This window comes from Streptomyces sp. NPDC104226, from assembly GCF_055584085.1.
Genome location: NZ_JBVJMS010000009.1, coordinates 456,003 through 477,521, shown reverse-complemented (window position 1 = coordinate 477,521; position 21,519 = coordinate 456,003). Strand labels below are relative to the sequence as shown.

Below are 21,519 nucleotides of genomic sequence, written 5' to 3'. Positions count from 1 at the left end.
CCAGCATCCTCATCACCGACGACCCGCTGGCCGCGACGCTGAAGACCCAGTCCGAGTGGGCCGTCAAGGCCAAGCTCATCGAGCAGCCCGACCTCACCGGCATCTACGACCTGACGCTCCTGAACAAGGTCCTCAAGGCCGCGGGCAAGCCCGAAGTCTCCGACGCCGGCCTCGGCGCCACCAAGTAACCCCGTAGACCAGCAACCCCAGGAGGTGACGACCATGGCCACCATGCTTGCCAAGGCTGCCGAGGGCTCCGTAGCGGAGCTGACGCACGCTGCCCGTATCGAGCACGTCTCGAAGTCCTTCTCCGGCCCGGCCGGATCGCAGCTCGTCCTGGACGACATCAGCCTCGATGTCGCTCCCGGAGAGTTCGTCACCATCCTGGGCGCCTCGGGGTGTGGAAAGTCCACCCTGCTCAACCTGGTCGCCGGACTGGACAAGCCGTCCGCGGGGTCGATCGAGACCCCCGGCGGCCGTCCGGCCCTGATGTTCCAGGAGCACGCCCTCTTCCCGTGGCTCACCGCGGGCAAGAACATCGAACTCGCCCTGCGCCTGCGCGGGGTGGCCAAGGCCGACCGCAAGCCGGAGGCCGAGCGGCTGCTGGAGCTGGTCCGGCTCGGCGGCTCGTACGGCAAGCGGGTCCACGAGCTGTCCGGCGGCATGCGCCAGCGCGTGGCCCTGGCCCGGGCGCTCGCCCAGGACAGCCAGCTGCTGCTGATGGACGAGCCGTTCGCCGCGCTCGACGCCATCACCCGTGACGTGCTGCACGGCGAGCTCACCCGCATCTGGGAGGAGACGAACCTCTCCGTCCTGTTCGTCACGCACAACGTCCGCGAGGCCGTACGGCTCGCGCAGCGTGTGGTCCTGCTGTCCTCGCGCCCCGGCCGGGTCGCGAAGGAGTGGACCGTGGGCATCCCGCAGCCGCGCCGCATCGAGGACGCGGACGTCGCGGAGCTGTCCCTTGAGATCACTGAACACCTGCGTGGGGAGATCCGCCGCCATGGCCAGCACTGACACCACTCCCGAGGCCCCGTCCAAGGCCAAGGCCGACGACCTCGCCGGACTGGAGGCGGGCCTCGACGCGCTCGACGCCGTCCAGACCCACCGCACCCCGGTCCGCGAGGTCCTGGTCAAGAAGGTCATGCCGCCGGTCCTCGCCGTCGGCCTGGTCCTCCTCGTCTGGCAGATCCTCGTAGCGGCGCACATCACCGAGGAGACCAAGCTCCCCACCCTGTCCTCCGTCTGGGACAGCCTGTCCGACATGTGGATGAAGGGCACCCTGCTGGAGGTGATCTGGACCAGCGTCTCGCGCGGCCTGCTCGGCTTCCTGCTCGCCCTGGCCATCGGCACCCCGCTCGGTCTGCTCGTCGCCCGGGTGAAGTTCGTCCGCGCCGCGATCGGCCCGATCCTGCAGGGCCTGCAGTCGCTGCCCTCGGTCGCCTGGGTGCCCCCGGCGGTGCTCTGGTTCGGGCTCAACGACGCGATGATGTACACCGTCATCCTGCTCGGCGCCGTCCCGTCGATCGCCAACGGCCTGGTCTCCGGCATCGACCAGATCCCGCCGCTGTTCCTGCGGGCCGGCCGCACCCTGGGCGCCACCGGTCTGCGCGGCGCCTGGCACGTGGTCATGCCGGCCGCGCTGCCCGGCTACCTGGCCGGCCTCAAGCAGGGCTGGGCCTTCTCCTGGCGCTCCCTGATGGCCGCCGAGATCATCGCCAGCTCCCCCGACCTGGGTCTGGGCCTGGGCCAGCTCCTGGAGAACGGGCGCAACAACATCGACCTGCCGGGCGTGTTCCTGGCGATCATCCTGATCCTGGTCGTCGGCATCGCGATCGACCTGCTCATCTTCAGCCCGGTCGAGCGGTGGGTGCTGCGCACCCGCGGCCTGCTGGTCAAGAGCTGATCCCGTGTCCGCGCACGTCACGCACTCCGCGCAGGCGCCCGCCCTGCTGGTCATCGCCCACGGCAGCCGCGACCCGCGGCACGCGGCGACCGTGCACGCCCTCACCCGGCGGGTACGGGCGCTGCGGCCGGGGCTGCGCGTGGAAACCGCCTTCCTGGACTTCGACACCCCGACCGTCGACCAGGCGGTGGCCTCGCTCTACCTGTCGGGCGTACGCGACGTCGTGGCGCTCCCGCTCCTCCTGACGCGGGCGTTCCACGCGAAGTCCGACATCCCGGCGGTGCTCGCCGGAGCCACGTCCCACCTGCCGGACCTCTCGGTCCGGATCGCGGATGTGCTCGGCCCGTCGCCGCTGCTGCTGGCGACCCTGGAGCGCCGGCTGTGGGAAGCCGGCCTCACCCCGGCGGACCGCGCCACCACCGGTGTGGTGCTCGCGTCCGCCGGTTCCTCAGACCCGGAGGCGATCGCAGTGATCGCTGAAATCGCGCGGGAGTGGCGGCACACCGGTTGGTGCGCCGTGCGGCCTGCGTTCGCCTCCGCTGTTCTCCCCCGGACCGAGGACGCCGTACGGGCGCTGCGGGCGGAGGGCGTCCGCCGGATCGCGGTGGCCCCCTACGTCATCGCCCCCGGGCGGCTCCCCGACCGCATCACGGAGGGCGCCGAAGCCGCGGGGGCCGACGTGATCGCGGCCGTCCTGGGACCCTCCCCGGAACTGGCCCGCCTCCTGCTCCGCAGGTTCGACGGCGCCCTGCGGACCCCGTCCCGCGTCCCGGCCCTGGCGGCGTGACGGCGGGGCTATGGATAGCAGCCCCGCCGGCGTTTGAGGCGCGGGGTCCGGGGCGGAGCCCCGGGGAACGGGCGAAGGGCGGGTAGGGGACTTCGCCCCGCAGGGCCCGCCCACCCGCAGCCGGCGGCTAGGCCCGCGCAGCGGCCTCGTCGGCCAGGGCCGTCAGGTCCGCGACGGACATCGCCCCGGGCGGCAGGCCCTCCCGCGCGAAGATGTTCGCAGCAACCCTCAGCGTGTCGTTGACCGGCGTGGGCACCCCGTGCAGCCGCCCCAGCAGCACGATCTCCCCGTTGAGGTAGTCCGCCTCCACCGACCCCGTCCCCCGCGCCAGGCTCTGCCAGGACGACCCGCCCCGCACCACCCCGGCCGGCGGCTCCACCTTGCCGTCGCGCGCCTCCGCCTGCTCGGCGTCCGAGGCACAGGCGATGCCCGCGGCAGCGAAGGCGGCCTTCGCCTCCCGCACGGCGCGCAGCAGCAGCGCCGCCTTCGCGGGCTCCGGCTCGGGGCCGGTCGTCGCCTGGACCGCGTTGCCCAGGTTGCCCAGGAGCTTCGCGTACTTCCACCGCATCACGTCCTCGACGACCGGCGCCCCGAACCCCGCCTTCTCCAGGTCGGCCGCGATCCGCCGGGCGGGCCCGTCTGCTCCCCCGGCGGCCTTGCCGAGGTGCAGGATCCCGGTCAGCGGAGCGCACAGCGCGGAGACCACGCCCGGCTCCAGGAAGGTCGCGGGCAGCCACACGCAGACCCCGTACACGCGCGCGAAGCGCCGTAGGGCGAGGCGTTCGCTCTCCACGCCGTTCTGCGCGCAGAGCACCGGCAGCCGCTGGGCCGCCGTACCGCCGCCGGCGACCTCCGCGTCGCCCCACGCGTCGAGGGCGGCCAGTGCGTCCTGGGTCTTCACGGTCAGCACCAGCACGTCGTCGGGGCGCAGTTCACCCAGCTCTGCCGGCCCGGTGACGACGGGCAGCCGGTGCACCCGCTCCCCGTCCGCCGTGGTGAGCCGCAGCCCGTTCGTCCGCAGGGCTTCCGCGTGCGGGCCGCGCGCGACGAGGACGACCTCGCTGCCGGACTCCGCGAGCCGTCCGCCGATGGTCGCGCCGATCGCTCCGGCGCCGATGATGATGTAACGCATGCCCTCGAGCCTGGCACATCCGCGGGCCTGAGTTACCGTCGGGCCATGTCTGTTGACGTGGATGAGACGTTCGCCCTCGGCGGGGACCTGACCGTACGCCGCCTCGGACTCGGTACGGGCGGCCTGGTCGGCGCCGGCTACTGGGGGCCGCGCACGGAACGCCCCGCATCGGTCGCCCTGCTGCGCACCGCCGTCGCACGCGGGGTCACCCTGATCGACACCGCCGACAACTACGGCCCCCACCTGGCCGAGGAACTGGTCGCCGAGGCCCTCCACCCGTACGGGGAGGAGCTGGTGGTCTCCACCAAGGGCGGGGTGGTGCGCACCGGCCCCGACGAGTGGCACGCGGCCGGCCGGCCGGAGGAGCTCCGGGCGATGTGCGAGGCGAGCCTGCGCAGGCTCCGCCTGGAGCGGATCGACCTGTACCAGCTGCACCGCTTCGACCCGGCCGTCCCGGCGGCGGAGCAGCTGGGTACGCTGGCCGAGCTCCGGGCGGAGGGCAAGATCCGCCACATCGGGCTGAACACGGTGACGGCGGACCAGCTCCGGGAGGCCCTGGCCCTCGTTCCGGTGGCCTCGGTCCAGAACCCGTACAACCTCCTGGACCGCTCGTCTGCGGAGCTCCTCGCCCTGTGCGAGGAACGCGGCATCGCCTTCCTCCCGTACTACCCGCTGGGCAGCGGGGCCCTGACCCGGGAGAGCGCTGCCGCGCTGACGGCGGTCGCCGCCGAACACGGCGCGTCCACCGGCCAGATCGCCCTGGCCTGGCTGCTGCGGCACTCCCCGGTCCTCTGCCCCACCCCGGGCACGGGCTCCCCGGACCACCTGGCGGAGAACCTGGACGCGGCGACGGTCCAGCTGACCCCGCAGGAGGTCTCCCTGCTGAACGGGCTTGCGGAGTAGACCCGTTGTGAACGGTGCCGACGGACCGGACGGGGGCAACGCCCGGTCCGGTCCGCCGGCTCGCCCCTACAGGTCCAGCTGGTACTGGACCGTCGTGTGGGTGGGCACGTAGCCGAGGCTGTCGCTGATGCGCCTCATGTGCGTGTTGCTGTCGGCGGTGTCGGTCAGGAGGCCGCCGAGGTCCGGATGGAGCCGGTGGGCCTGTCGGATCGACTCGGCCTTCATCCACCGGCCGAGACCGTGGCCGCGGTGCTCGGGCAGTACGGCGGTGCCGTAGTGCTGGGCGTCGCCCGTGCCGTCGCCGGGGACGACGAGTTCGGTGAATCCGGCGATCGAGCCGTCGCGGGTGTCGATGGCGACGACCGTGTGCAGCAGGTCGCCGCGGCCCTCCACGGCCTTCGCCGCCGCGCGGACCCGGTCCACGTCCCAGATCGTGATGCCGTGGTCGGTGTCCTCCATGGGCATGTCGTCCATGGCCCGGCGCGAGGCGGCGAACGTCTGGGCGAGGGCGTCGGGGACGGTTCCCGGCCAGGACTCCAGCCGGTAGCCGGGATGCGGCCGCTCGACGGCTTCGGCGAGGGCGGCGGTGTCCACGTCGGCCAGGGGCAGGCGGGCGTACCTCAAGGTGAGCACCTTGCGGAAGCCGTGGGCCGGCAGGAAGTGGGCGCCGGGCGATCCGGCCTCGGCCTGCGCGCTGATGCAGCGCCGGGCGTTGTCCCGGGCGGCGGCCACGGCCGCGTCGAGGAGGAGCGAGCCGACGCCCGTGCGGCGCTCCACGGGGTGCACCTGGAGCGTCAGTTCGGCCAGGTGTGCCTGTCCGCCGTCGAACAGGCGCAGAAAGGCCGTCCCGACGGGATTGGCATCGGCGTCGGACGCCAGCCAGGCGAGGCGTCGGCTGTGCGCACCGTGGGCGGGGTCGGTCAGTGGGGTGATGCGGAACGACAAGGTGTCTCCGTCGTGAGGTGGTGGCAAAGGTCGGTACGCGGGTTCGGCTGCCGGTCACTCCTGCGCATGTGCTCCACACCTCCTGGTCGACGGGGCCGGTCCGGATCATCACGGACGGCCGGGAAGAACCTAACCGGCCCGTCGGTTCCTCGGCAACGGGTTAAACGGATCGGACGGGCCGGATGTCTGGCCCTGTGGTCAGTCCTGCGTGAGTTCGACCAGCTTCACGACCGTGTTCCAGTTGCGGGTGGTCACGTCGAGGCCCTTGACCACGGCCGGCTTCGCGAGGGCCTCGGCCAGTTTGCAGCGGCCCAGGCCGTTCGGGGCGTAGAGGTAGATGACGCGGTCGCCCACGCGGTACTCGTCCGGGAGGTACGCGGGGGCGTCGATCGAGGCGAAGCGGGACTCGGCGGGCTGCTCGGAGCAGAAGGTGGCGTGGAGCTGTTTGCCTTCGAGTTCCGCGGCCGGGAAGGGGCAGGCGTCGGCCACGGCGCGCAGGTAGGCGCCGTCGACCACCAGGCAGGGGACGCGGAAGCCGAAGTGGGCTTCGATGGCCGCCTCCAGCTCGCGGGCGAGGGCGTCCGGGGCCTTCCCGCTCGCGGAGGAGAAGACGGCGTTGCCGCTCTGGAGGTACGTCTGCACGTCCTCGTGTCCCAGGCTTCCGAGAACCTGGCGCAGCTCGGCCATCGGGACCTTCTTGTTCCCGCCGACGTTGATGCCCCGGAGCAGTGCCGCGTAGGTGGTCCTGGTCGTCTTGGTCATGTCTGCACGATAGGGCCCGCCCCTGACAGCGCCTGCGCGCCCTGCCCGGACGGGCGTGGGTCGGTTCGCGCTCGCAGTGCCTGGACGGACCAGTCGAGGACCGGCTGGAGGGTCTCCGGACGGGGCCAGTCGTTGATCACCGCGAGCAGGGAGAAGTACCGTTCTCTGCGCGGGTCGTTGATGCGTTCCAGCCTGGCCAGGAGCCGGGCCCGGGAGGAGGCGGGGTCCGGGCCGCCGAGGAGATGTGCGGAGCGGGCCGTCAGGGCCGCGACGATCGGATCGGCCTGGGGCGAGGCCGGATCGATGCCGGCCGCCACGGCCGGGGCGACCTGGTCGCGGACGATCGCGGCCAGGTCGTCGCACGCACGGGGCGGAGCGTCCGGGAGGTGCCCGGCGGCCTGGTCCTCGACCAGGTGCCGCAGATGGGTGCGGAACTCCGGGTCCCCGGCCAGGCCGGCCAGTTCCACCCAGGCGTGGACCTGTTCCGCAGTGGGGTCGTCCGGCAGGTGCGGGGTCATGGAGCACCTGACCCCCGCGAACGCGGAGCCGGTGCCCACGCCGCCGAAGGCGGTGTCGAGGAAGTCCTCGACCAGCCGTCGGCGTTCGGCTTCGGAAAGCTTCGCGAGCTCGTACATCAGATGCGTCTCCTCGGGGTCGGCTCCACGTGTCGCCACAGCGGTCAGCACCGCGCGCCGCAGCCGCAGGACCCGTATCTGCACGTCCAGCGCCTCCGCCTGGGCCGCGGCGACTTCCGGCAGCGTGCGTTCCCGGTCCATGACCTTCCGGATGTCGGCGAGGTCCAGTCCCAGGTCGCGCAGGGTCCGGACGAGGTCCATGCGTGCGACGGCGCCGTCGTCGTAGAGGCGGTAGCCGGCCGGGCTCCGGCGGACGGGCGGGACGAGCCCGCAGTCGGAGTAGAACCGGACGGTCTTGACCGTGGTGCCGGTTCGCCGGGCCAGCTCGCCGATCGAGTGGAGCGTGTGCGGCGTGTGCAGCGTGTGGCCGTTCATGTCCCCCACCTTCGGGTCTCCCCCCGCTGGAGACTCAAGCCCCGGGACCCCACTGTTCCACGGCGTACGGCGTACGGGGCGGGCCCGTCACCGCTGTTCGGGCAGTTCGGCCTCGATCAGGTCCGCTGCCTGGCGCGTGCCGCCCTCCGTCGCCATCTCCCGGCGGATCCGGTCCGCGCGGGCGGCCACCTCCGGGTCGGCGACCAGGGCGAGGACGGCCTCGCGGAGGGTCGCGGCGTCGGCCTCCGCCATCGGGACGTGCCGGGCGACGCCCAGGGCGGCCAGCATGTCGGCGTTGCCGAACTGGTCCACGGCCTGCGGGACCGCGACCATGGGGGTGCCGGTGGCCAGGCCCTCCTGGCAGCCGCCGGTGCCCGCGTGGGTGATGAAGGCGTCGGCCTGGGTCAGGATGTCCAACTGGGGAACCCTGCGGTGGACTTCGGTGTTGGCGGGGATCTCGCCCAGCTCGGCCTCGTCGGTGAACTTGCCGATCTGGAGCACCACGTGCCAGTCGGGCAGCTCCCCGAAGGCCTCCAGGCAGGCGCGGTAGAAGGCGGGCTGCTTGGTGAAGGTGGACCCGAAGGAGACCAGGAGGACCTTCTTCCCCTCGGCGCCCGCGGGGCGCGTCCAGGTGCCCTGGGTGGCGCTGCGGTCGCCCTGGCAGGCGCCGACGAAGGTGTACACGGCTTCGTCGACCCGGTCGGCGTGGGGCTGGAGGGCGCGCGGCATGAGGACGACGCTGCGCCGGGGCCGGCCGACGAAGCGGTCGCTGTCCTCGTCGATGCCGTTCTCGTCGAGCCAGGCGCGGAACCGGGCGTAGTACGCCTTTCCGCGCTCGGAGGCGCGCAGTTCGGCGGACATCGGCTCGGCGACCTCCTCCTCGTACCCGGTCCAGGCGACCAGGGTCGGGGAGAGCGAGACCGCGGGGACGCCCCAGCGGTGGGCGAGGACGATCGCGGGATACGCGGTGATGTCGTGGAGGACGAGGTCGGGCTCGTCGCCCTGGAAGGCGGCCGCGAGCTGCGGGAGGGCCTGGACGGCGTCGGCGAGGAAGGGCTCGATGTTGTCGATGAGCTCGGTGCCCCACGCGTCGGGGTCCTCGTCGGTGGGCAGCGTGGAGTTCCAGATCACCGGGGTGGCACCGGTCTCGGCGATCTTGTCCGCGTACGAGGCCGGCACGGCGTAGCTGACGCGGTGGCCCCGGGCGACCAGTTCGCGGATCACTTCGATGCTCGGGTTCACGTGGCCGGCGGCGGCGATGGAGAACATGGCGATGTGGGCGGGCTTCGCGGTCGTGGTCATGAGAAGAAGATAACGAGACGAGACGTCTCGTGCAACTTGTTCAGGGAACCCGGAGATCCCTCAGCCGTGAGGGACGGGCCGGGGCCGACGGGCCGGGACGGACGGGCCGGATGCGAAACTTGTCCGGTCATGAGCAGCCGGGTACGGCCCGGTGGCGCCCGGGGCACCCCGGGGAAACGGACGGACTGCGGAGACGGCATGGACGAGGCACGGGCGCGCGAGGCCCTGACGGCGGCGGGCCTGGCACCGGCGGGGTCGCCCGCTCCCCGACTGCTGGCCCTCGGCGAGAACGCCGTCTTCGCGCTCGACGGCAGCGGCCTGGTCGCCAAGGTCGGCCGGGAGGCCGCGCTGCTGCCGCGCGCCGAGCTGGAACTGCGGGTGGCGGGCTGGCTCGCGGAGTCCGGGGTCCCCGCGGTCCGCGCGGCCGAGCCGGAGCCGCGGCTGGTGGACGGGCATCCGGTGACCCTGTGGCACCGGCTCCCCGAGGCGGTCCGCCCGGCCGGCCCGGAGGACCTCGCGGCACTGCTGCGGCAGATCCACGCCCTGCCGGCGCCCCCCTTCGCACTGCCGGCGCGCGACCTGCTGGGCGGGGTGGAGCGCTGGCTCCGGCTGGCGGGCGGGGCGATCGATCCGGCGGACGCGGCGTACCTGCGGGCCCGCCGCGACGGGTACGCCGCCCAGGTCGCCGCCCTCACCCCGCACCTCGCGCCGGGACCGATCCACGGCGACGCACTGCCGCGCAACGTCCACGTGGGCCCGGACGGGCCGGTCCTCGTCGACCTGGAGACGGTCTCCGCCGACCTGCGCGAACACGACCTGGTGGTGATGGCCCTCTCCCGCGACCGCTACGGCCTGCCCGGCGCGGCGTATGAGGAGTTCACGGCCGCGTACGGCTGGGACGTGCGCGACTGGGAGGGCTGCGCGGTCCTGCGCGGCGCCCGCGAAACGGCCAGCTGCGCCTGGGTCTCCCAGCACGCCCCGGCCAACCCCAAGGCCCTGGCGGAGTTCCGGCGCCGCGTGGCCTCCCTGCGCGACGGCGACGCAGAAATCCGCTGGCACCCCTTCTAGGCGGTCGCGTATCAATTCCCGGATATGAAACTGCCCCTTTCCATCCACCGGGCCCGACTCGGCCCGGCGGAGTTCAAGGTGATCCGCCCGGCCCTTCCGCCGACGCGCGCGGTGCTGTCGGAGGGCAGCTGGCACCTGGACGTCCAGGTCGACCAGCGGGCCGCGCAGCTCGTCGCCGGGCTGTGGTCGCTCGCCGCCACCTCCCCGCGCTCACTGGTCCACGTACCGCTGCGGCGCACCGACCCCGACACCGGGGAACCGGGCCTCGACCTGGTCCTGCTGCACCACTCGCTCCAGTTCGCCCCCTCGCGCTGGAAGGAGCTGCGGGCCCGGCTGGGACCGGGCCGGCCGCAGACCGCGGACCTGCCCGGACCGCCCTCGGCAGGGCCCGGAACCGAGTACCGGCCGGAGCGGCTCCACCGGGAGAACCGGGACCGGTTCCACCAACAGGTCCACGCCGGGACGCTGTTCATGACGGGCAGCACCGCGCTGTTCGCCGACACCTCGTGGCTCTTCGCCGACGTGGCCCACGAGGGCCACCACTACGTCCGGGCCCACCCGAAGCACGCGCACTACTGCGCCACGATGGGCCAGGGCGACGGCTTCGTGGCCGACCGCGGCCGTGGTTTCCACGTCGTCTACCGGGAGCGGTGGCCGGACTGATCCGCCGCCCCCGCCGGGGTCAGGCCGTCGCCCCGGAGTCCGTACGGGCCTGCCATGCGCGGCCGATGCCGCGCAGCATCGCCGGGTAGACCCCGAGGTGGCGGAAGGGCTTGATGCCCAGCATGTAGGCGGCGCCGAGGAAGCCGTTCGGCTTGACCAGGATCGCCATCCGGCCGTGGTAACCGCCCGCTCCGTCCTCGTCCGGGACCCAGCCGATGTGCAGGATCCCGTGGACGGTCCGGTTGGCGGTCTCCAGGACCCATTCGTCGTGCGTCCGGTAGACGGTGCTGAACGAGGACGCGCCGGAGGCCGGCCCCCGGGCGCTGCCCCGGAGGTCCTCGGGCAGCCGGTCCCGCAGGCTCGGCACCCGGCCGCCGAGGCCGTCGGCGGGCTCGTCCCAGCCGAGGAGCGCCCCCAGCTTCCAGCGGACCGCGAAGAGCACGCGCACCACCACCGGGGAGGCGCCGGTCTGCCCCCAGCCCTGCTCGAACTGCTCGACGAGCAGCGCGAGGTCGTCCGGTCCGCCCGGCGTCGGGAGGTCCCACACGTCCTCGACCCGGAAATCGCCGGCGATCTCGTGGATCCGCCAGGGCCGGTCGGTGTGCGCGGTTCGGGGAAGTCTCATGAGCAAGCCCCTGTATCTATACGATGCCGTATAGATACAGGCTACCCCGATCCATACGGCACCGTATAGATCGGAGGCCTGACCGGTTCGGGACGGAGGTGACAGCGTGGGCGCGACCCGTACGCCACGGCGCGGCTGGATCGAAGAGGGCCTGCGCGCGCTCGCCGCCGGGGGCCCCGAAGCGGTCCGGATCGAGTCGCTCGCCCAGGCCCTCGGCGTCACCAAGGGCGGCTTCTACGGGCACTTCCGCAACCGGGACGCACTGCTCACCGAGATGCTCGACACCTGGGAGCGCGAGGCCGCCGAGGCGGTGATCGAGCAGGTCGAGGGACCGGGCGGCGACGCCAGGGCCCGGCTGAAACGGCTGTTCGCGGTCGTCGCGGTCGCCGACGGACCGGCGCAGGGCGTCGCCGTCGAGCTCGCGATCCGCGACTGGGCCCGGCGCGACCGGGCCGTCGAGGAGCGGCTGCGGCGCGTCGACAACCGCCGCATGGACTACCTGCGTTCGCTCTTCGGGGCCTTCTGTCCCGACGAGGCCGACGTCGAGGTCCGCTGCATGATCGTCTACTCCATGCGCATCGGCGACCACCTCATCGCGGCCGACCACGGCCCCCGCGACCGCACCGAGGTCATGGAGCTGACCCGCGACTGGCTGCTCCGCTAGGCCGTCTCTTCCGGATCCTGCCGGGCGTCAGACCCGGTACGGCACGACGGGCCAGGCCCGCTCGACTATCGCCTCGGGGTCCGAGGTCCGCCGCAGGTAGCTCTGCAGCGAGGCCGCCTGCTCGGCCGCCGCGCGGATCTGCAGCTCGTGCAGGTCCGCCAGGGCGACCGTCCCTATCGCCGCGTGCACGGCCCCCATCCGGCGCGCCGCGCGGGCCGCCGCCAGCGCGTCCGCGCCCGCGTCGTGCGCCGCCTCCAGACTCACCCCGTAGTGCTCGCAGAGGGCCTGGAGGGTCCGCCTGCCCTTGCGGTAACGGTCCGCGTGCTTGTCCAGGACCAGGGGGTCGATGACGGGCGGCGCGGTCGTCCCGGGCCAGCGCTCGCCCAGCGGACGGATCCCGTGGCGGCGGCATTCCCGGTCCAGCAGGGTCAGGTCGTACCGCGCGTTCATCACCACCAGCGGGGTTCCCGAGCTCAGCGCCTCCACCAGCGTCCGGGTGATCTCCTCGATCGCCGGGGCCGCGGCCATGCCCCGCGCGCGGGCGTGGTCCGTGGAGATGCCGTGGATGGCCGAGGCCTGCTCCGGGATGGGGACGCCCGGGTCGACGAGCCACGTCCGCTCCCGCGCCACCTGCCCGTCCGGTCCGAGCGTCACGACGGCCGCCGTCACGATCCGGTCGGACTCCGTGTCGGTGCCCGTGGTCTCCAGGTCGAAGGCCACCATCGGCCCGCCGTGCCAGTCCCCCGCCCAGTCCGCCATCCAGTCCCCCGCCCGGTCCCCCATCGTGTGCTCCCCCGTACCCGTACCGCTACGTCAACGGCTTTCAGCCTGACACGGGCCACTGACAACCCCGGAGCCGGGGCCGCCCCCGCTCACGACCGAGCTCACGACACCGGGCGGGAGTCCTGCCAGATCGTCTCGAATTCCTCCCGGTAGGTCGGGAAGAGTCCGTGCTCCTGGTCGGGCCGCACCTGCGAGGACCGCCCGCCGCCGCGCAGGACCAGGACCGGTGCCTCCATGCCGCGGGCCCGGCGCAGGTACGACTGGACGACCGCGATGCCCGAGGACTCTCCCTCGACCAGGTACGCGGTGAAGCGGGGGGTCTCGTCGAAGACGTGGATCTCGAAGCGCGAGGGGTCGCGCAGCCCCGCCCGGACCCGCCGCACGTGCAGGATGTTCATCTCCACCGAGCGGCTCAGCTCGCCCTTGCGCAGGCCGAGCTCCCGCTCGCGCCGCTTGACCGCGCTGCTCGCCGGGTTCAGGAACAGCAGCCGCACCCGGCAGCCGGCCTCCGCGAGGCGCACCAGTCTTCGGCCCGAGAAGTTCTGGACCAGCAGGTTGAGCCCGATGCCGATGGCGTCGAGCCGCCGCGCGCCGCCGAAGAGGTCCTCCGCCGGGAGCTGACGCTGCAGCCGCACCCGGTCCGGGTGGACGGAGATGACGTCCGCGTACCGGTCGCCGACCAGGTCCTCGACGGCGTCGATGGGCAGCCGGTCCGCCGCCGGCGAGCCCGCGCCGCCGCCCAGCACCTCCAGCAGCCGGGCCGACGCCCGCTCGGCCTGTTCCAGGACCGCCCGGGACAGGGCCCGGTTGCGCGAGACGACGTTGCGCGTGACCTCCAGCTCGTCCAGCGCCTGCTCGATCTCGCGCCGGTCGTCGAAGTAGGGCTCGAAGCAGGGCCAGTGCTGGACCATCAGCTCGCGCAGCTGCGGCAGGGTGAGGAAGCTCAGCACGTTGTCGTCGGCGGAGTCCAGCAGGTAGCCCTTGCGGCGGCTGACCTCGCGCACGGCGACCGCGCGCTGCACCCACTCCTGGCCGGCGGGACCCGCGGCCGCCACCACCCAGTCGTCCCCGCCGTGCACGGGCTCGTAGACGGGCCGGAGCACCGCTCCGACCACGGAGCGCAGCCGCTGTTCGATCAGGTTCAGCCAGATGTAGGCACGGCCGGCGCGCTGGGCCCTGGTCCGGACCTCGCTCCAGGCGTCCGCGCCCCAGTCGAGCTCGGCGCCGGCTCCCGCCTGCGCCTTCCCCGTCCCGCCGGCTTCCGGCGGGGCCAGCGACACGGCCCCGGCGGGGATCCCGCCGGCCGCACCGCCCGCGGCGTCCGCCGGGCCGCCCTCGTGACCACCGTCACCAGGGGGCAGCTCCAGACCTCCCGAGCTCACCCGTGCACCGCCTCCTGCGTCTGGACGCCCGTCTCCAGTGATCACGGAAGGGTACTCCGCGCGTGCGGCCCCCTGCAGCCCGATGCGTGCCCGTGCGGCCCGACGCGGGCTCACGGTCCGTACCCGGTCCGTCCGTTGGCCCATTATCCGCTCTGTCGACGATCGGATCTTCCCATGGTCCGGCGAACCTCTTATCAGCTCTCCGGGTCACCCGGTAGGACCCTCCCAAGTCCCCGCGTGGAAGCCCTCTTTCGGGGAAGATCTGGCAGTGACGTGGTCCACGCCGGATCAGCCCGACGCAGAGGGGAAGAGTCGTTTTCTATGCAGGTCTGGCCAGGACAGGCGTATCCGCTCGGTGCCACGTACGACGGCGCCGGCACCAATTTCGCGGTCTACTCGGAAGCCGCCCGACGCATCGAACTGTGTCTCCTGCACGACGACGGTTCGGAGACCGCGATCGAACTGCGCGAGACCGACGCGTTCGTCCGGCACGCCTACCTGCCGGGCATCATGCCCGGTCAGCGCTACGGCTTCCGGGTCCACGGGCCGTACGAGCCCGAGCGCGGCCGGCGCTGCAACGCGGCGAAGCTGCTCCTGGACCCGTACGCGCGGGCCGTCGCGGGGAGCGTCGACTGGGGCGAGGAGGTGTACGGCTACCACTTCGGCCGCCCCGACTCCCGCAACGATCTGGACTCCGCCCCCAAGAGTATGAGTTCGGTGGTGGTCAACCCGTACTTCGACTGGGCCAACGACCGGCCGCCGCGCCACGAGTACCACCACACGGTGCTGTACGAGGCCCACGTCAAGGGCCTGACCATGCGTCACCCCGATCTCCCCGAGGAGCTGCGCGGCACCTACGGCGCCCTCGCGCACCCCGCGGTCATCGGGCACCTGACCAAGCTCGGGGTGACGGCGCTGGAGCTGATGCCGGTCCATCAGTTCGTCAACGACCACCGCCTCGTGGACGACGGGCTCAGCAACTACTGGGGCTACAACACCATCGGTTTCTTCGCCCCGCACAACGGCTACGCCTCGGGCGACCGCGGCCAGCAGGTGCTGGAGTTCAAGTCGGCCGTGCGGGCCCTGCACGAGGCCGGCATCGAGGTGATCCTCGACGTGGTCTACAACCACACCGCCGAGGGCAACCACCTGGGGCCGACGCTGTCCTTCCGGGGGCTGGACAACGCCTCGTACTACCGCCTCGCGGACGATCCCCGGCACTACATGGACACCACGGGCACCGGGAACTCGCTGCTGATGCGCTCCCCGCACGTGCTCCAGCTGATCATGGACTCGCTGCGCTACTGGGTCACCGAGATGCACGTGGACGGCTTCCGCTTCGACCTGGCGGCCACGCTGGCCCGCCAGTTCCACGAGGTGGACCGGCTGTCCTCGTTCTTCGACCTGGTCCAGCAGGATCCGGTGGTCAGCCAGGTCAAGCTGATCGCGGAGCCGTGGGACCTGGGCGAGGGCGGCTACCAGGTGGGCAACTTCCCTCCGCTGTGGACCGAGTGGAACGGCAAGTACCGGGACACCGTACGGGACCTGTGGCGCGGGCAGCCGCGTACGCTCGCGGAGTTCGCGGGCCGGCTGACGGGCTCCTCCGACCTCTACCAGGACGACGGCCGACGGCCGCTGGCCTCGATCAACTTCACCACCTGCCACGACGGTTTCACCCTGAACGACCTGGTCTCGTACAACGAGAAGCACAACGAGGCCAACCGCGAGGGCAATCGGGACGGCGAGACCCACAACCGCTCCTGGAACTGCGGGGTGGAGGGGCCGACGGAGGATGCGGAGATCGGGGAGCTGCGCGAGCGCCAGATGCGCAACTTCATCGCCACGCTGATGCTGTCCCAGGGCGTGCCGATGATCAGTCACGGCGACGAGTTCGCCCGCACCCAGGGCGGCAACAACAACGCCTACTGCCAGGACAACGAGCTGTCGTGGGTGAACTGGCCCGAGCCCGGCAAACCGGCGCCCGCCCTGCTGGAGTTCACCCGGCGGATGGTGTGGCTGCGGCGGGAGCATCCGGTGTTCCGGCGGCGCCGCTTCTTCCACGGCCGGCCGGTGGAGGGGACGCACGACGAGCTCTCGGACATCGCCTGGTTCACCCCGCACGGCGAGGAGATGAGGGCCCGCGACTGGCAGGCGCAGCACGCGCGGGCGCTGGCGGTGTTCCTGAACGGGGAGGCCATCTCGGAGCCCGGCACCCGCGGGGAGCGGATCACCGACGACTCGTTCCTGCTGATGTTCAACGCGGGCGCCGAGGCCCAGGACTTCACCATCCCGGCCGGGCACGGGGCGCAGTGGCGCCTGGTCGTGGACACGGCGCGGCCGGAGGTGCTGGCACCCGGTACCGGGCCGCAGTACGCGGCCGGGGACCGGGTGACACTGACAGGACGGTGTCTGGTGGTGCTTCAGCGCCCGGCGTAGGCGGCGCCTTCCAGGAGGGCGTCCGGGCGGGCGCCGCCGGCCACCACCGGGGCGTGCGCCCGGGCCGACGGCACCCGGGTGACCAGGGCCAGGACCAGACACAGGGCGGCCGCCCCCACGGCCACCGCGAAGGCGGCGGGGGGCCCGTACGCCTCGGCGAGCCGCCCGGAGACGGCGAGCGAGGCGGCCTGGCCGGCGACGAGGGAGCTGGCGGCGAAGGCCATCGACTCGGCGAGCCGGCTCGGGCTCACCGCCCGCTCGGTGATGGCGAAGGCGGTGATCAGGTGCGGGGCGTAGGCGGCTCCGAGCACGGTGACGACCGCGTACAGCGGCCACAGGGTCTCCGTGAAGAGCAGCGGTACGGAGAGCACGAGCGCGGCGGCGGTGGCCCACCTCCAGCGCAGCCGCAGTCCGAAGCGGGCGGGCAGCGCACCGAGCGCGAGCCCGACGGCGGCGCTGACGACTCCCATGGCCGCGTACACGATGCCGGCCTGGCCGGGGACGCCCAACTGCGCGGTGAGGGCGGCGATTCCGGCCTGGCAGGCGCCGAACATGGCGCCCTGGAGGGCGAGGGAGCCGCGTACCGCGAAGACCACGCGCGGCGGGCGGACCCGGGAGCGGTCCTTCTCGCGGCGCTCTCCCGCGGGCGCTCCGGCCGTGACGGCGGCGGTCGGATGCAGAGCGTAGAGGGTGCCGAAGACGGCGACGAGGGCGGCCGCGCCGCCGAGGGCGACGGCCGGGTGCAGGGCGAGGGTGGCCAGGCCCACGAGGGCGGGTCCGAAGACGAAGGAGACCTCGTCCAGGGTGCCTTCGAGGGAGTGGATGGCGCCCACGACGCTCTCGTCGGACTTGGCGCGGTGCGCCAGCGCCACGGAGCGGGTACGGGCGAGCGGCCCGATCAGCGGGACGGAGGCCCCGGTGACGAAGCCGATCGCGGCGAGCGGGACGGTGGCGAGGTCGGCGAGCGCCCCGGTCACCAGGGCGGCGGTCGCCACCGCGTTGACCGCGGCGGCGGCGAGGACGACGGACCGCTGCCCGTGGCGGTCGGCGAGCCGGCCCAGGACCGGTCCGAAGACCACCTGTCCGGCGGAGAGGGTGCCGCCGACTATGCCCGCGGTGGCGAGGGATCCGCTGGTCTCGGCGACCAGGAGGACGCTGCCGAACTGCGACATCGCGACGGGCAGTCGGGCGAGGAAGGAAACGAGCGGCAGTAGGGGCCCGGTCAGGGCGATGACTCTTCGATAGGTGTTGACGGTTCCAAACACTTGAGCAACGTTAACCCGGTGCAGTCACCCGGATGCATTGGGTAATGGCACGGAATCCCGCATCCTGGGTACGTACGTTCTCATGAGCCTGCCCCCGCGCACCGGTCGCCCGAGTCCCGAGTTCAGCCGGCCGGAACCCGACGGACCACCGGCCGTCACCCCGGCGTCGACCTACCGCCTCCAGCTGCGCCCCGAGTTCACCTTCGGGCACGCGCGGGCCGTCGTGCCGTACCTCGCCTCGCTCGGGGTGTCCCACCTGCACCTGTCCCCCGTGCTGGAGGCCGTGCCCGGTTCCTCGCACGGGTACGACGTCACCGACCACACCCGGGTCCGGGTGGAGCTGGGCGGGGAGGACGGCCTGCGGGCCCTGGCCGCCGAGGCGCGCGCGCACGGGCTCGCACTGGTGCTCGACATCGTGCCGAACCACATGGCGCTGCCCGCGCCGCTCCGCCTCAACCGGCCCCTGTGGGAGGTGGCCAGGGAGGGACCCGGCTCGCCGTACGCGCGCTGGTTCGACATCGACTGGGAGGCGGGCGGGGGGCAGCTGCTGCTGCCCGTGCTCGCGGAGCCGCTGGATCCGGGCTCCGTCGAGGTCGTCGGGACGGGAGGGGCGGGCGTCCTGCGGATCGGGGAGCAGGAGTTCCCGCTCCGGGAGGGCACGGCCGGGCTGGAGCCGGCAGCCCTGCTCGCCGCCCAGTGGTACCGGCCCGCGTGCTGGCGGGAGGCCAGGACCGGGCTCAACTACCGGCGCTTCTTCACCATTTCGGAGCTGATCGGGGTGCGCGTCGAAGACCCGGAGGTCTTCGCCGCCACGCACGCCAAGGTGCTGGAACTGGTCCGCGACGGGGTCGCCGAAGGGCTGCGGATCGACCACGTGGACGGCCTGGCCGACCCCGGGGGATACCTGCGGCGGCTGCGGGACGCCGTCGGCGGGCACTGCTGGGTGGTGGTCGAGAAGATCCTGGCCCGCGAGGAACGGCTGGCTCCCGCCTGGCCGGTGGCCGGCACCACCGGGTACGACGCGCTGTACCGGGTGGACGGCGTACTGACCGACCCGGCCGGGGCCGCGCGGCTCGACGCCCGGTTCCGCGGGGCGACCGGGCAGCCCCGGTGGGAGCGGACCGCCGCGGCGGGAGCCCGGGAGGTCCTGACCGGGGACCTGGCCGCCGAGCTCGCTACACTGGAACGGCTGGCCGGACCGGAACTGGCCTCTGCCGTACGCGAGTTGCTGATCGCCTACCCCGTCTACCGGCCCTACCCCGGCGATCCGGACCTCGCTCCGGAGTCCCTGGAGCGGGCCGCCGCGGAGGCCGGCCGGGCCCCGGTGGCGGGCGTACGCGAACTGCTGCTGCGGGACCCGGCCTTCGCGGCCCGCTTCGCCCAGACCTCGGCCGCCCTGCGCGCCAAGTCCCTGGAGGACAGGGCCTTCTACCGGTACGCCCCGCTGCTGTCGGCCACGGAGGTGGGCGGGGATCCGGGGGCTCCGACGGTCACGGTGGCGGAGTTCCACGCGTACTGCGCCGAGCAGGCGAGGCTGTGGCCCCGGGCCGGGACGGTGCTGACCACGCACGACACGAAGCGCAGCGCGGACGTCCGGGCGCGGATCTCGGCGCTCTCGCAGGACCCGGAGTCCGTACCGGAGCCGGCCGGGGCCGACCCCCAACTCGCCTGGGTGGCCTGGCAGACGGCCTTCGGACTCGGGGACGGCGACTCCCCCGCCGTGCGCCGCGACCGCCTCTCGCAGGCCCTGCTGAAGGCCGTCCGCGAAGCCGCCCTGCACACCACGTGGACCGAGCAGGACCCCGCGTACGAGGCCACGGTCCCGGGGTACGTCCCGGCGGACGCGGTCGAGCCGGCCGGGCCCCTGGCGGCGGCCGCCCGCGCCAACCTGCTCGGCGCGGCGCTGCTGCACCTGGCCATGCCCGGGGTCCCGGAGGTCTACCAGGGCGCGGAGACGGAGTACCGGGCCCTGGTCGACCCGGACAACCGGCGGCCCGCCGTCTTCCCCCGGGAGGCCCTGGCCCGCCTGGACGCGGGCGCCGCACCCTCGGGCACGGCGGAGGAGAAGCTCGCCCTCACCACCGCCCTGCTGCGGCTGCGCCGCGACCGCCCCGGGCTGTTCGCCGGCTACGCACCGCTGCCCGCCCGTGGCCCGGCGGCGGAGCACTGCGTGGCCTTCGCCCGTTCGGCCGGTCTGGTGGCGGTGGCCACCCGCCTGTCGCACCGGCTGGCCGGGGCCGGCGGCTGGCGCGACACCGTCCTGCCCCTGCCGCCCGGGCGCTGGCGGCGGCAGCCGCTCCTCGGGCCCCGGGCGGGCGGGCACGAAGCCCCGTACGAGGGCGGGGTCCCGCTCGCCGCGCTCCTCGGCGGTGCCTCTCCGGTCGCGGTCCTGCTCAGGGAGGCCGCCGACCCGGCGTGACCCGCCCGGCCGAGGCTCCCGGCCCGGCACCGATCGGCAAACTTCCCGGTCACAGCACTAGGGCGGGCGCCGGGCGGGAATGGGACCGTCTGTGACCCTGATCCGTGACATGTGCTACCCCACCCCGCACGAACTCTCCCTGGCCGCGCGGGCCCTGGCCGATGAACACCCCTCCCTGGCCCGGCTCCGCCGGATCGGCGCGTCCCGGGCCGGGGAGCCCCTGTGGCTGCTCTCCGTGGGCGCCGCGGAGGGCGCCGGGGCCACCGCCCCGGGCGCGGCGAACGTGCTCGTCGTCGCCGGGGCCCACGCCAACGAGCCCGTCGGCGGGGCCACCGCCCTCGCGCTCGCCCGCGGGCTCATCCGCGAAGCCACGAGCACCGGCGACGCCGAGTCCGGGGCCGGCAGCGCGGTACCGCGCACCGGCGCCGGAGCGGGCCCCGCCCCCGCCTCCGTGGCCGCGCCCGCTCCCGCCGCCGGAACCACCTGGCACTTCCTGCTCTGCGCCGACCCCGACGGCGCGGCCCTGCACCGCACGCCGCGTCCGTACTCCCTGCTCGACTACCACCGCAACTTCTTCCGGCCGCCCGGCCCCGAACAGCCGGAGTGGGCGCCGTCTTTACTGCCCCCGGACCGCCTGCCGCCCGAGACCCTCGCGCTGACCCGGCTCATCGACGAGCTCCGGCCCGCCCTCCAGGTCTCCCTGCACGGCACCGATCTCGGCGGCTCCTGGGTGCAGCTGACCCGGAACATACCCGGGCTCGCCGAACCCTTCGGCAAATCGGCCGCCGAGCTGCACATTCCCGTCGAGACCAGCGCCTCCGACGCCTCGGGGTGGCCCTCGCCGGGGGCGGGGATCTTCGTGATGCCCGAGCCCGGTACCACGGACGACGGGCCGTTCCATCCCGAGGACACCCGGCTCAGCACCTGGTACCACGCCCACCGCCACGCCGGCACCACCGCGATCGTCGAAGTCCCCATGTGGGCCTCGGACCTGGTGGACGACCCGGCCCCGCACCCCGACCCCCGGGCCGCCCTGCGCGTCCTGGCCGGTCGGCTCACCGCCGACGCCGCGCGGGTGGCGGCCCTGCGGGAGGGCGCGGGCGGCGGTACGGATCCGGACGCCGCGGCCCTGCTGCGCGCGGTGGACTGGACGCTCGCGCTGATCCCCCGGATCACCGCCGAGTGGACGGGAGCCGGAGCTCCCGCCGAGGCGACCGCCGCGTACATCGGGAGCATCGACGCCTTCGGCCGGCGGCTCTCGCTGCGCGCCGCAGCGATGCTGCTCCGGGTGCTGCGCGCCCAGGGGCAGCCGGCGGCGCCGGCCCTGGACCGGCTCGTCACGGGGTGGTGCGAGGAGTTCGCGGACCGCTTCCAGGCCCGCTGGGTCCCGGTGGCCACCCAGGTGGAGCACCAGTCCCGGGTGGTCCTGGCCGCCTACGACCGGCTCGTGGCGGCGGGCCGGTAGGC

18 protein-coding genes and 2 pseudogenes are annotated in these 21,519 nt (G+C 73.6%); 11 read left to right on the top strand and 9 right to left on the bottom strand.

Annotation, left to right across the window (positions count from 1 at the left end; all coding sequences use genetic code 11):
* From ACZ60J_RS28505 to ACZ60J_RS28490, 4 genes and pseudogenes are all read left to right on the top strand, one after another.
* A pseudogene (locus ACZ60J_RS28505) lies at positions 1-188 on the top strand (sulfate ABC transporter substrate-binding protein); the annotation flags it as partial.
* A 34-nt stretch (positions 189-222) separates the two neighbouring features.
* A complete protein-coding gene (locus ACZ60J_RS28500) occupies positions 223-1,017 on the top strand; it encodes an ABC transporter ATP-binding protein (protein WP_274550100.1) in 795 nt (264 codons plus the stop codon).
* The gene (locus ACZ60J_RS28495; RefSeq protein ID WP_469686153.1) at positions 1,004-1,906 is read left to right on the top strand and encodes an ABC transporter permease; all 903 of its coding nucleotides are present in this window, start codon (positions 1,004-1,006) and stop codon (positions 1,904-1,906) included. Before ACZ60J_RS28500 ends, ACZ60J_RS28495 begins: the two co-directional genes overlap by 14 nt.
* A gap of 4 nt (positions 1,907-1,910) precedes the next feature.
* On the top strand, positions 1,911-2,693 hold the full coding sequence (locus tag ACZ60J_RS28490; RefSeq protein WP_469686152.1) for a sirohydrochlorin chelatase: 783 nt from the start codon (positions 1,911-1,913) through the stop codon (positions 2,691-2,693).
* 127 nt (positions 2,694-2,820) lie between these two features.
* On the opposite strand, the gene ACZ60J_RS28485 is transcribed toward ACZ60J_RS28490, so the two are convergent.
* Complete coding sequence (locus ACZ60J_RS28485; RefSeq protein ID WP_469686150.1) at positions 2,821-3,825, bottom strand: ketopantoate reductase family protein; 1,005 nt, start codon at positions 3,823-3,825, stop codon at positions 2,821-2,823.
* 45 nt (positions 3,826-3,870) lie between these two features.
* On the opposite strand from ACZ60J_RS28485, the gene ACZ60J_RS28480 reads away from it, so the two are divergent.
* The gene (locus tag ACZ60J_RS28480; protein WP_469686148.1) at positions 3,871-4,728 is read left to right on the top strand and encodes an aldo/keto reductase; all 858 of its coding nucleotides are present in this window, start codon (positions 3,871-3,873) and stop codon (positions 4,726-4,728) included.
* Between the two features lie 66 nt (positions 4,729-4,794).
* Here ACZ60J_RS28480 and ACZ60J_RS28475 read toward each other — a convergent pair whose 3' ends face one another.
* The 4 genes and pseudogenes from ACZ60J_RS28475 to mgt form a co-directional block, all read right to left on the bottom strand.
* A complete protein-coding gene (locus ACZ60J_RS28475) occupies positions 4,795-5,673 on the bottom strand; it encodes a GNAT family N-acetyltransferase (RefSeq protein ID WP_469686146.1) in 879 nt (292 codons plus the stop codon).
* 198 nt (positions 5,674-5,871) lie between these two features.
* A complete protein-coding gene (locus ACZ60J_RS28470) occupies positions 5,872-6,435 on the bottom strand; it encodes a DUF1697 domain-containing protein (protein WP_469686145.1) in 564 nt (187 codons plus the stop codon).
* On the bottom strand, positions 6,432-7,445 hold the full coding sequence (locus tag ACZ60J_RS28465; protein ID WP_469686143.1) for a MerR family transcriptional regulator: 1,014 nt from the start codon (positions 7,443-7,445) through the stop codon (positions 6,432-6,434). Before ACZ60J_RS28465 ends, ACZ60J_RS28470 begins: the two co-directional genes overlap by 4 nt.
* A gap of 87 nt (positions 7,446-7,532) precedes the next feature.
* Positions 7,533-8,791 (bottom strand): annotated as a pseudogene (gene mgt / locus ACZ60J_RS28460) (macrolide-inactivating glycosyltransferase).
* 154 nt (positions 8,792-8,945) lie between these two features.
* Between mgt and ACZ60J_RS28455 the strand changes: the two are divergent.
* Both ACZ60J_RS28455 and ACZ60J_RS28450 read left to right on the top strand, forming a co-directional pair.
* Positions 8,946-9,815 (top strand): phosphotransferase enzyme family protein, encoded by an 870-nt coding sequence (locus ACZ60J_RS28455; RefSeq protein WP_469686141.1) that lies wholly within the window; start codon positions 8,946-8,948, stop codon positions 9,813-9,815.
* Positions 9,816-9,839: 24 nt separating this feature from the next.
* Positions 9,840-10,478, top strand: a complete 639-nt coding sequence (locus tag ACZ60J_RS28450; protein ID WP_469686139.1) for a hypothetical protein — start codon at positions 9,840-9,842, stop codon at positions 10,476-10,478.
* Positions 10,479-10,497: 19 nt separating this feature from the next.
* Here the strand turns inward: ACZ60J_RS28450 and ACZ60J_RS28445 are convergent, their stop codons facing one another.
* A complete protein-coding gene (locus ACZ60J_RS28445; RefSeq protein WP_469686137.1) occupies positions 10,498-11,103 on the bottom strand; it encodes a DUF2867 domain-containing protein in 606 nt (201 codons plus the stop codon).
* A 106-nt stretch (positions 11,104-11,209) separates the two neighbouring features.
* Between ACZ60J_RS28445 and ACZ60J_RS28440 the strand changes: the two genes are divergently transcribed.
* Positions 11,210-11,767: a TetR/AcrR family transcriptional regulator gene (locus ACZ60J_RS28440; protein ID WP_469686135.1), complete on the top strand. Its 558-nt coding sequence runs from the start codon at positions 11,210-11,212 to the stop codon at positions 11,765-11,767.
* A gap of 27 nt (positions 11,768-11,794) precedes the next feature.
* Here ACZ60J_RS28440 and ACZ60J_RS28435 read toward each other — a convergent pair whose 3' ends face one another.
* Positions 11,795-12,550 (bottom strand): exonuclease domain-containing protein, encoded by a 756-nt coding sequence (locus tag ACZ60J_RS28435; protein ID WP_469686133.1) that lies wholly within the window; start codon positions 12,548-12,550, stop codon positions 11,795-11,797.
* A 101-nt stretch (positions 12,551-12,651) separates the two neighbouring features.
* Positions 12,652-13,932 carry an SAV2148 family HEPN domain-containing protein gene (locus ACZ60J_RS28430; RefSeq protein ID WP_469686132.1) on the bottom strand — a complete coding sequence of 427 codons (1,281 nt, stop codon included), beginning with the start codon at positions 13,930-13,932 and terminating at the stop codon, positions 12,652-12,654.
* A 321-nt stretch (positions 13,933-14,253) separates the two neighbouring features.
* Between ACZ60J_RS28430 and glgX the strand changes: the two genes are divergently transcribed.
* Positions 14,254-16,368 (top strand): glycogen debranching protein GlgX, encoded by a 2,115-nt coding sequence (glgX, locus tag ACZ60J_RS28425; protein WP_469686130.1) that lies wholly within the window; start codon positions 14,254-14,256, stop codon positions 16,366-16,368.
* Here glgX and ACZ60J_RS28420 read toward each other — a convergent pair.
* Positions 16,353-17,633, bottom strand: a complete 1,281-nt coding sequence (locus ACZ60J_RS28420) for an MFS transporter (protein WP_469686128.1) — start codon at positions 17,631-17,633, stop codon at positions 16,353-16,355. The two genes, glgX and ACZ60J_RS28420, sit on opposite strands and share 16 nt — an antisense overlap.
* Before the next feature lie 82 nt (positions 17,634-17,715).
* Here ACZ60J_RS28420 and treY point away from each other — a divergent pair, with 82 nt between their 5' ends.
* Both treY and ACZ60J_RS28410 read left to right on the top strand, forming a co-directional pair.
* Positions 17,716-20,052 carry a malto-oligosyltrehalose synthase gene (gene treY, locus ACZ60J_RS28415; protein WP_469686126.1) on the top strand — a complete coding sequence of 779 codons (2,337 nt, stop codon included), beginning with the start codon at positions 17,716-17,718 and terminating at the stop codon, positions 20,050-20,052.
* Positions 20,053-20,143: 91 nt separating this feature from the next.
* A complete protein-coding gene (locus tag ACZ60J_RS28410) occupies positions 20,144-21,517 on the top strand; it encodes a M14 family zinc carboxypeptidase (protein ID WP_469686124.1) in 1,374 nt (457 codons plus the stop codon).
* Positions 21,518-21,519 lie beyond the last annotated feature (2 nt).

Excerpts from the sequence above, each read along its gene's own strand:
- ACZ60J_RS28445 (WP_469686137.1), bottom strand. The coding sequence starts at position 11,103 with ATGAGACTTCCCCGAACCGCGCACACCGACCGGCCCTGGCGGATCCAC.
- ACZ60J_RS28470 (WP_469686145.1), bottom strand. The coding sequence starts at position 6,435 with ATGACCAAGACGACCAGGACCACCTACGCGGCACTGCTCCGGGGCATC.
- ACZ60J_RS28435 (WP_469686133.1), bottom strand. The coding sequence starts at position 12,550 with ATGGGGGACCGGGCGGGGGACTGGATGGCGGACTGGGCGGGGGACTGG.
- ACZ60J_RS28485 (WP_469686150.1), bottom strand. The coding sequence starts at position 3,825 with ATGCGTTACATCATCATCGGCGCCGGAGCGATCGGCGCGACCATCGGC.
- ACZ60J_RS28465 (WP_469686143.1), bottom strand. The coding sequence starts at position 7,445 with ATGAACGGCCACACGCTGCACACGCCGCACACGCTCCACTCGATCGGC.
- ACZ60J_RS28480 (WP_469686148.1), top strand. The coding sequence starts at position 3,871 with ATGTCTGTTGACGTGGATGAGACGTTCGCCCTCGGCGGGGACCTGACC.
- ACZ60J_RS28500 (WP_274550100.1), top strand. The coding sequence starts at position 223 with ATGGCCACCATGCTTGCCAAGGCTGCCGAGGGCTCCGTAGCGGAGCTG.
- ACZ60J_RS28495 (WP_469686153.1), top strand. The coding sequence starts at position 1,004 with ATGGCCAGCACTGACACCACTCCCGAGGCCCCGTCCAAGGCCAAGGCC.
- ACZ60J_RS28450 (WP_469686139.1), top strand. The coding sequence starts at position 9,840 with ATGAAACTGCCCCTTTCCATCCACCGGGCCCGACTCGGCCCGGCGGAG.
- ACZ60J_RS28455 (WP_469686141.1), top strand. The coding sequence starts at position 8,946 with ATGGACGAGGCACGGGCGCGCGAGGCCCTGACGGCGGCGGGCCTGGCA.
- glgX (WP_469686130.1), top strand. The coding sequence starts at position 14,254 with ATGCAGGTCTGGCCAGGACAGGCGTATCCGCTCGGTGCCACGTACGAC.
- treY (WP_469686126.1), top strand. The coding sequence starts at position 17,716 with ATGAGCCTGCCCCCGCGCACCGGTCGCCCGAGTCCCGAGTTCAGCCGG.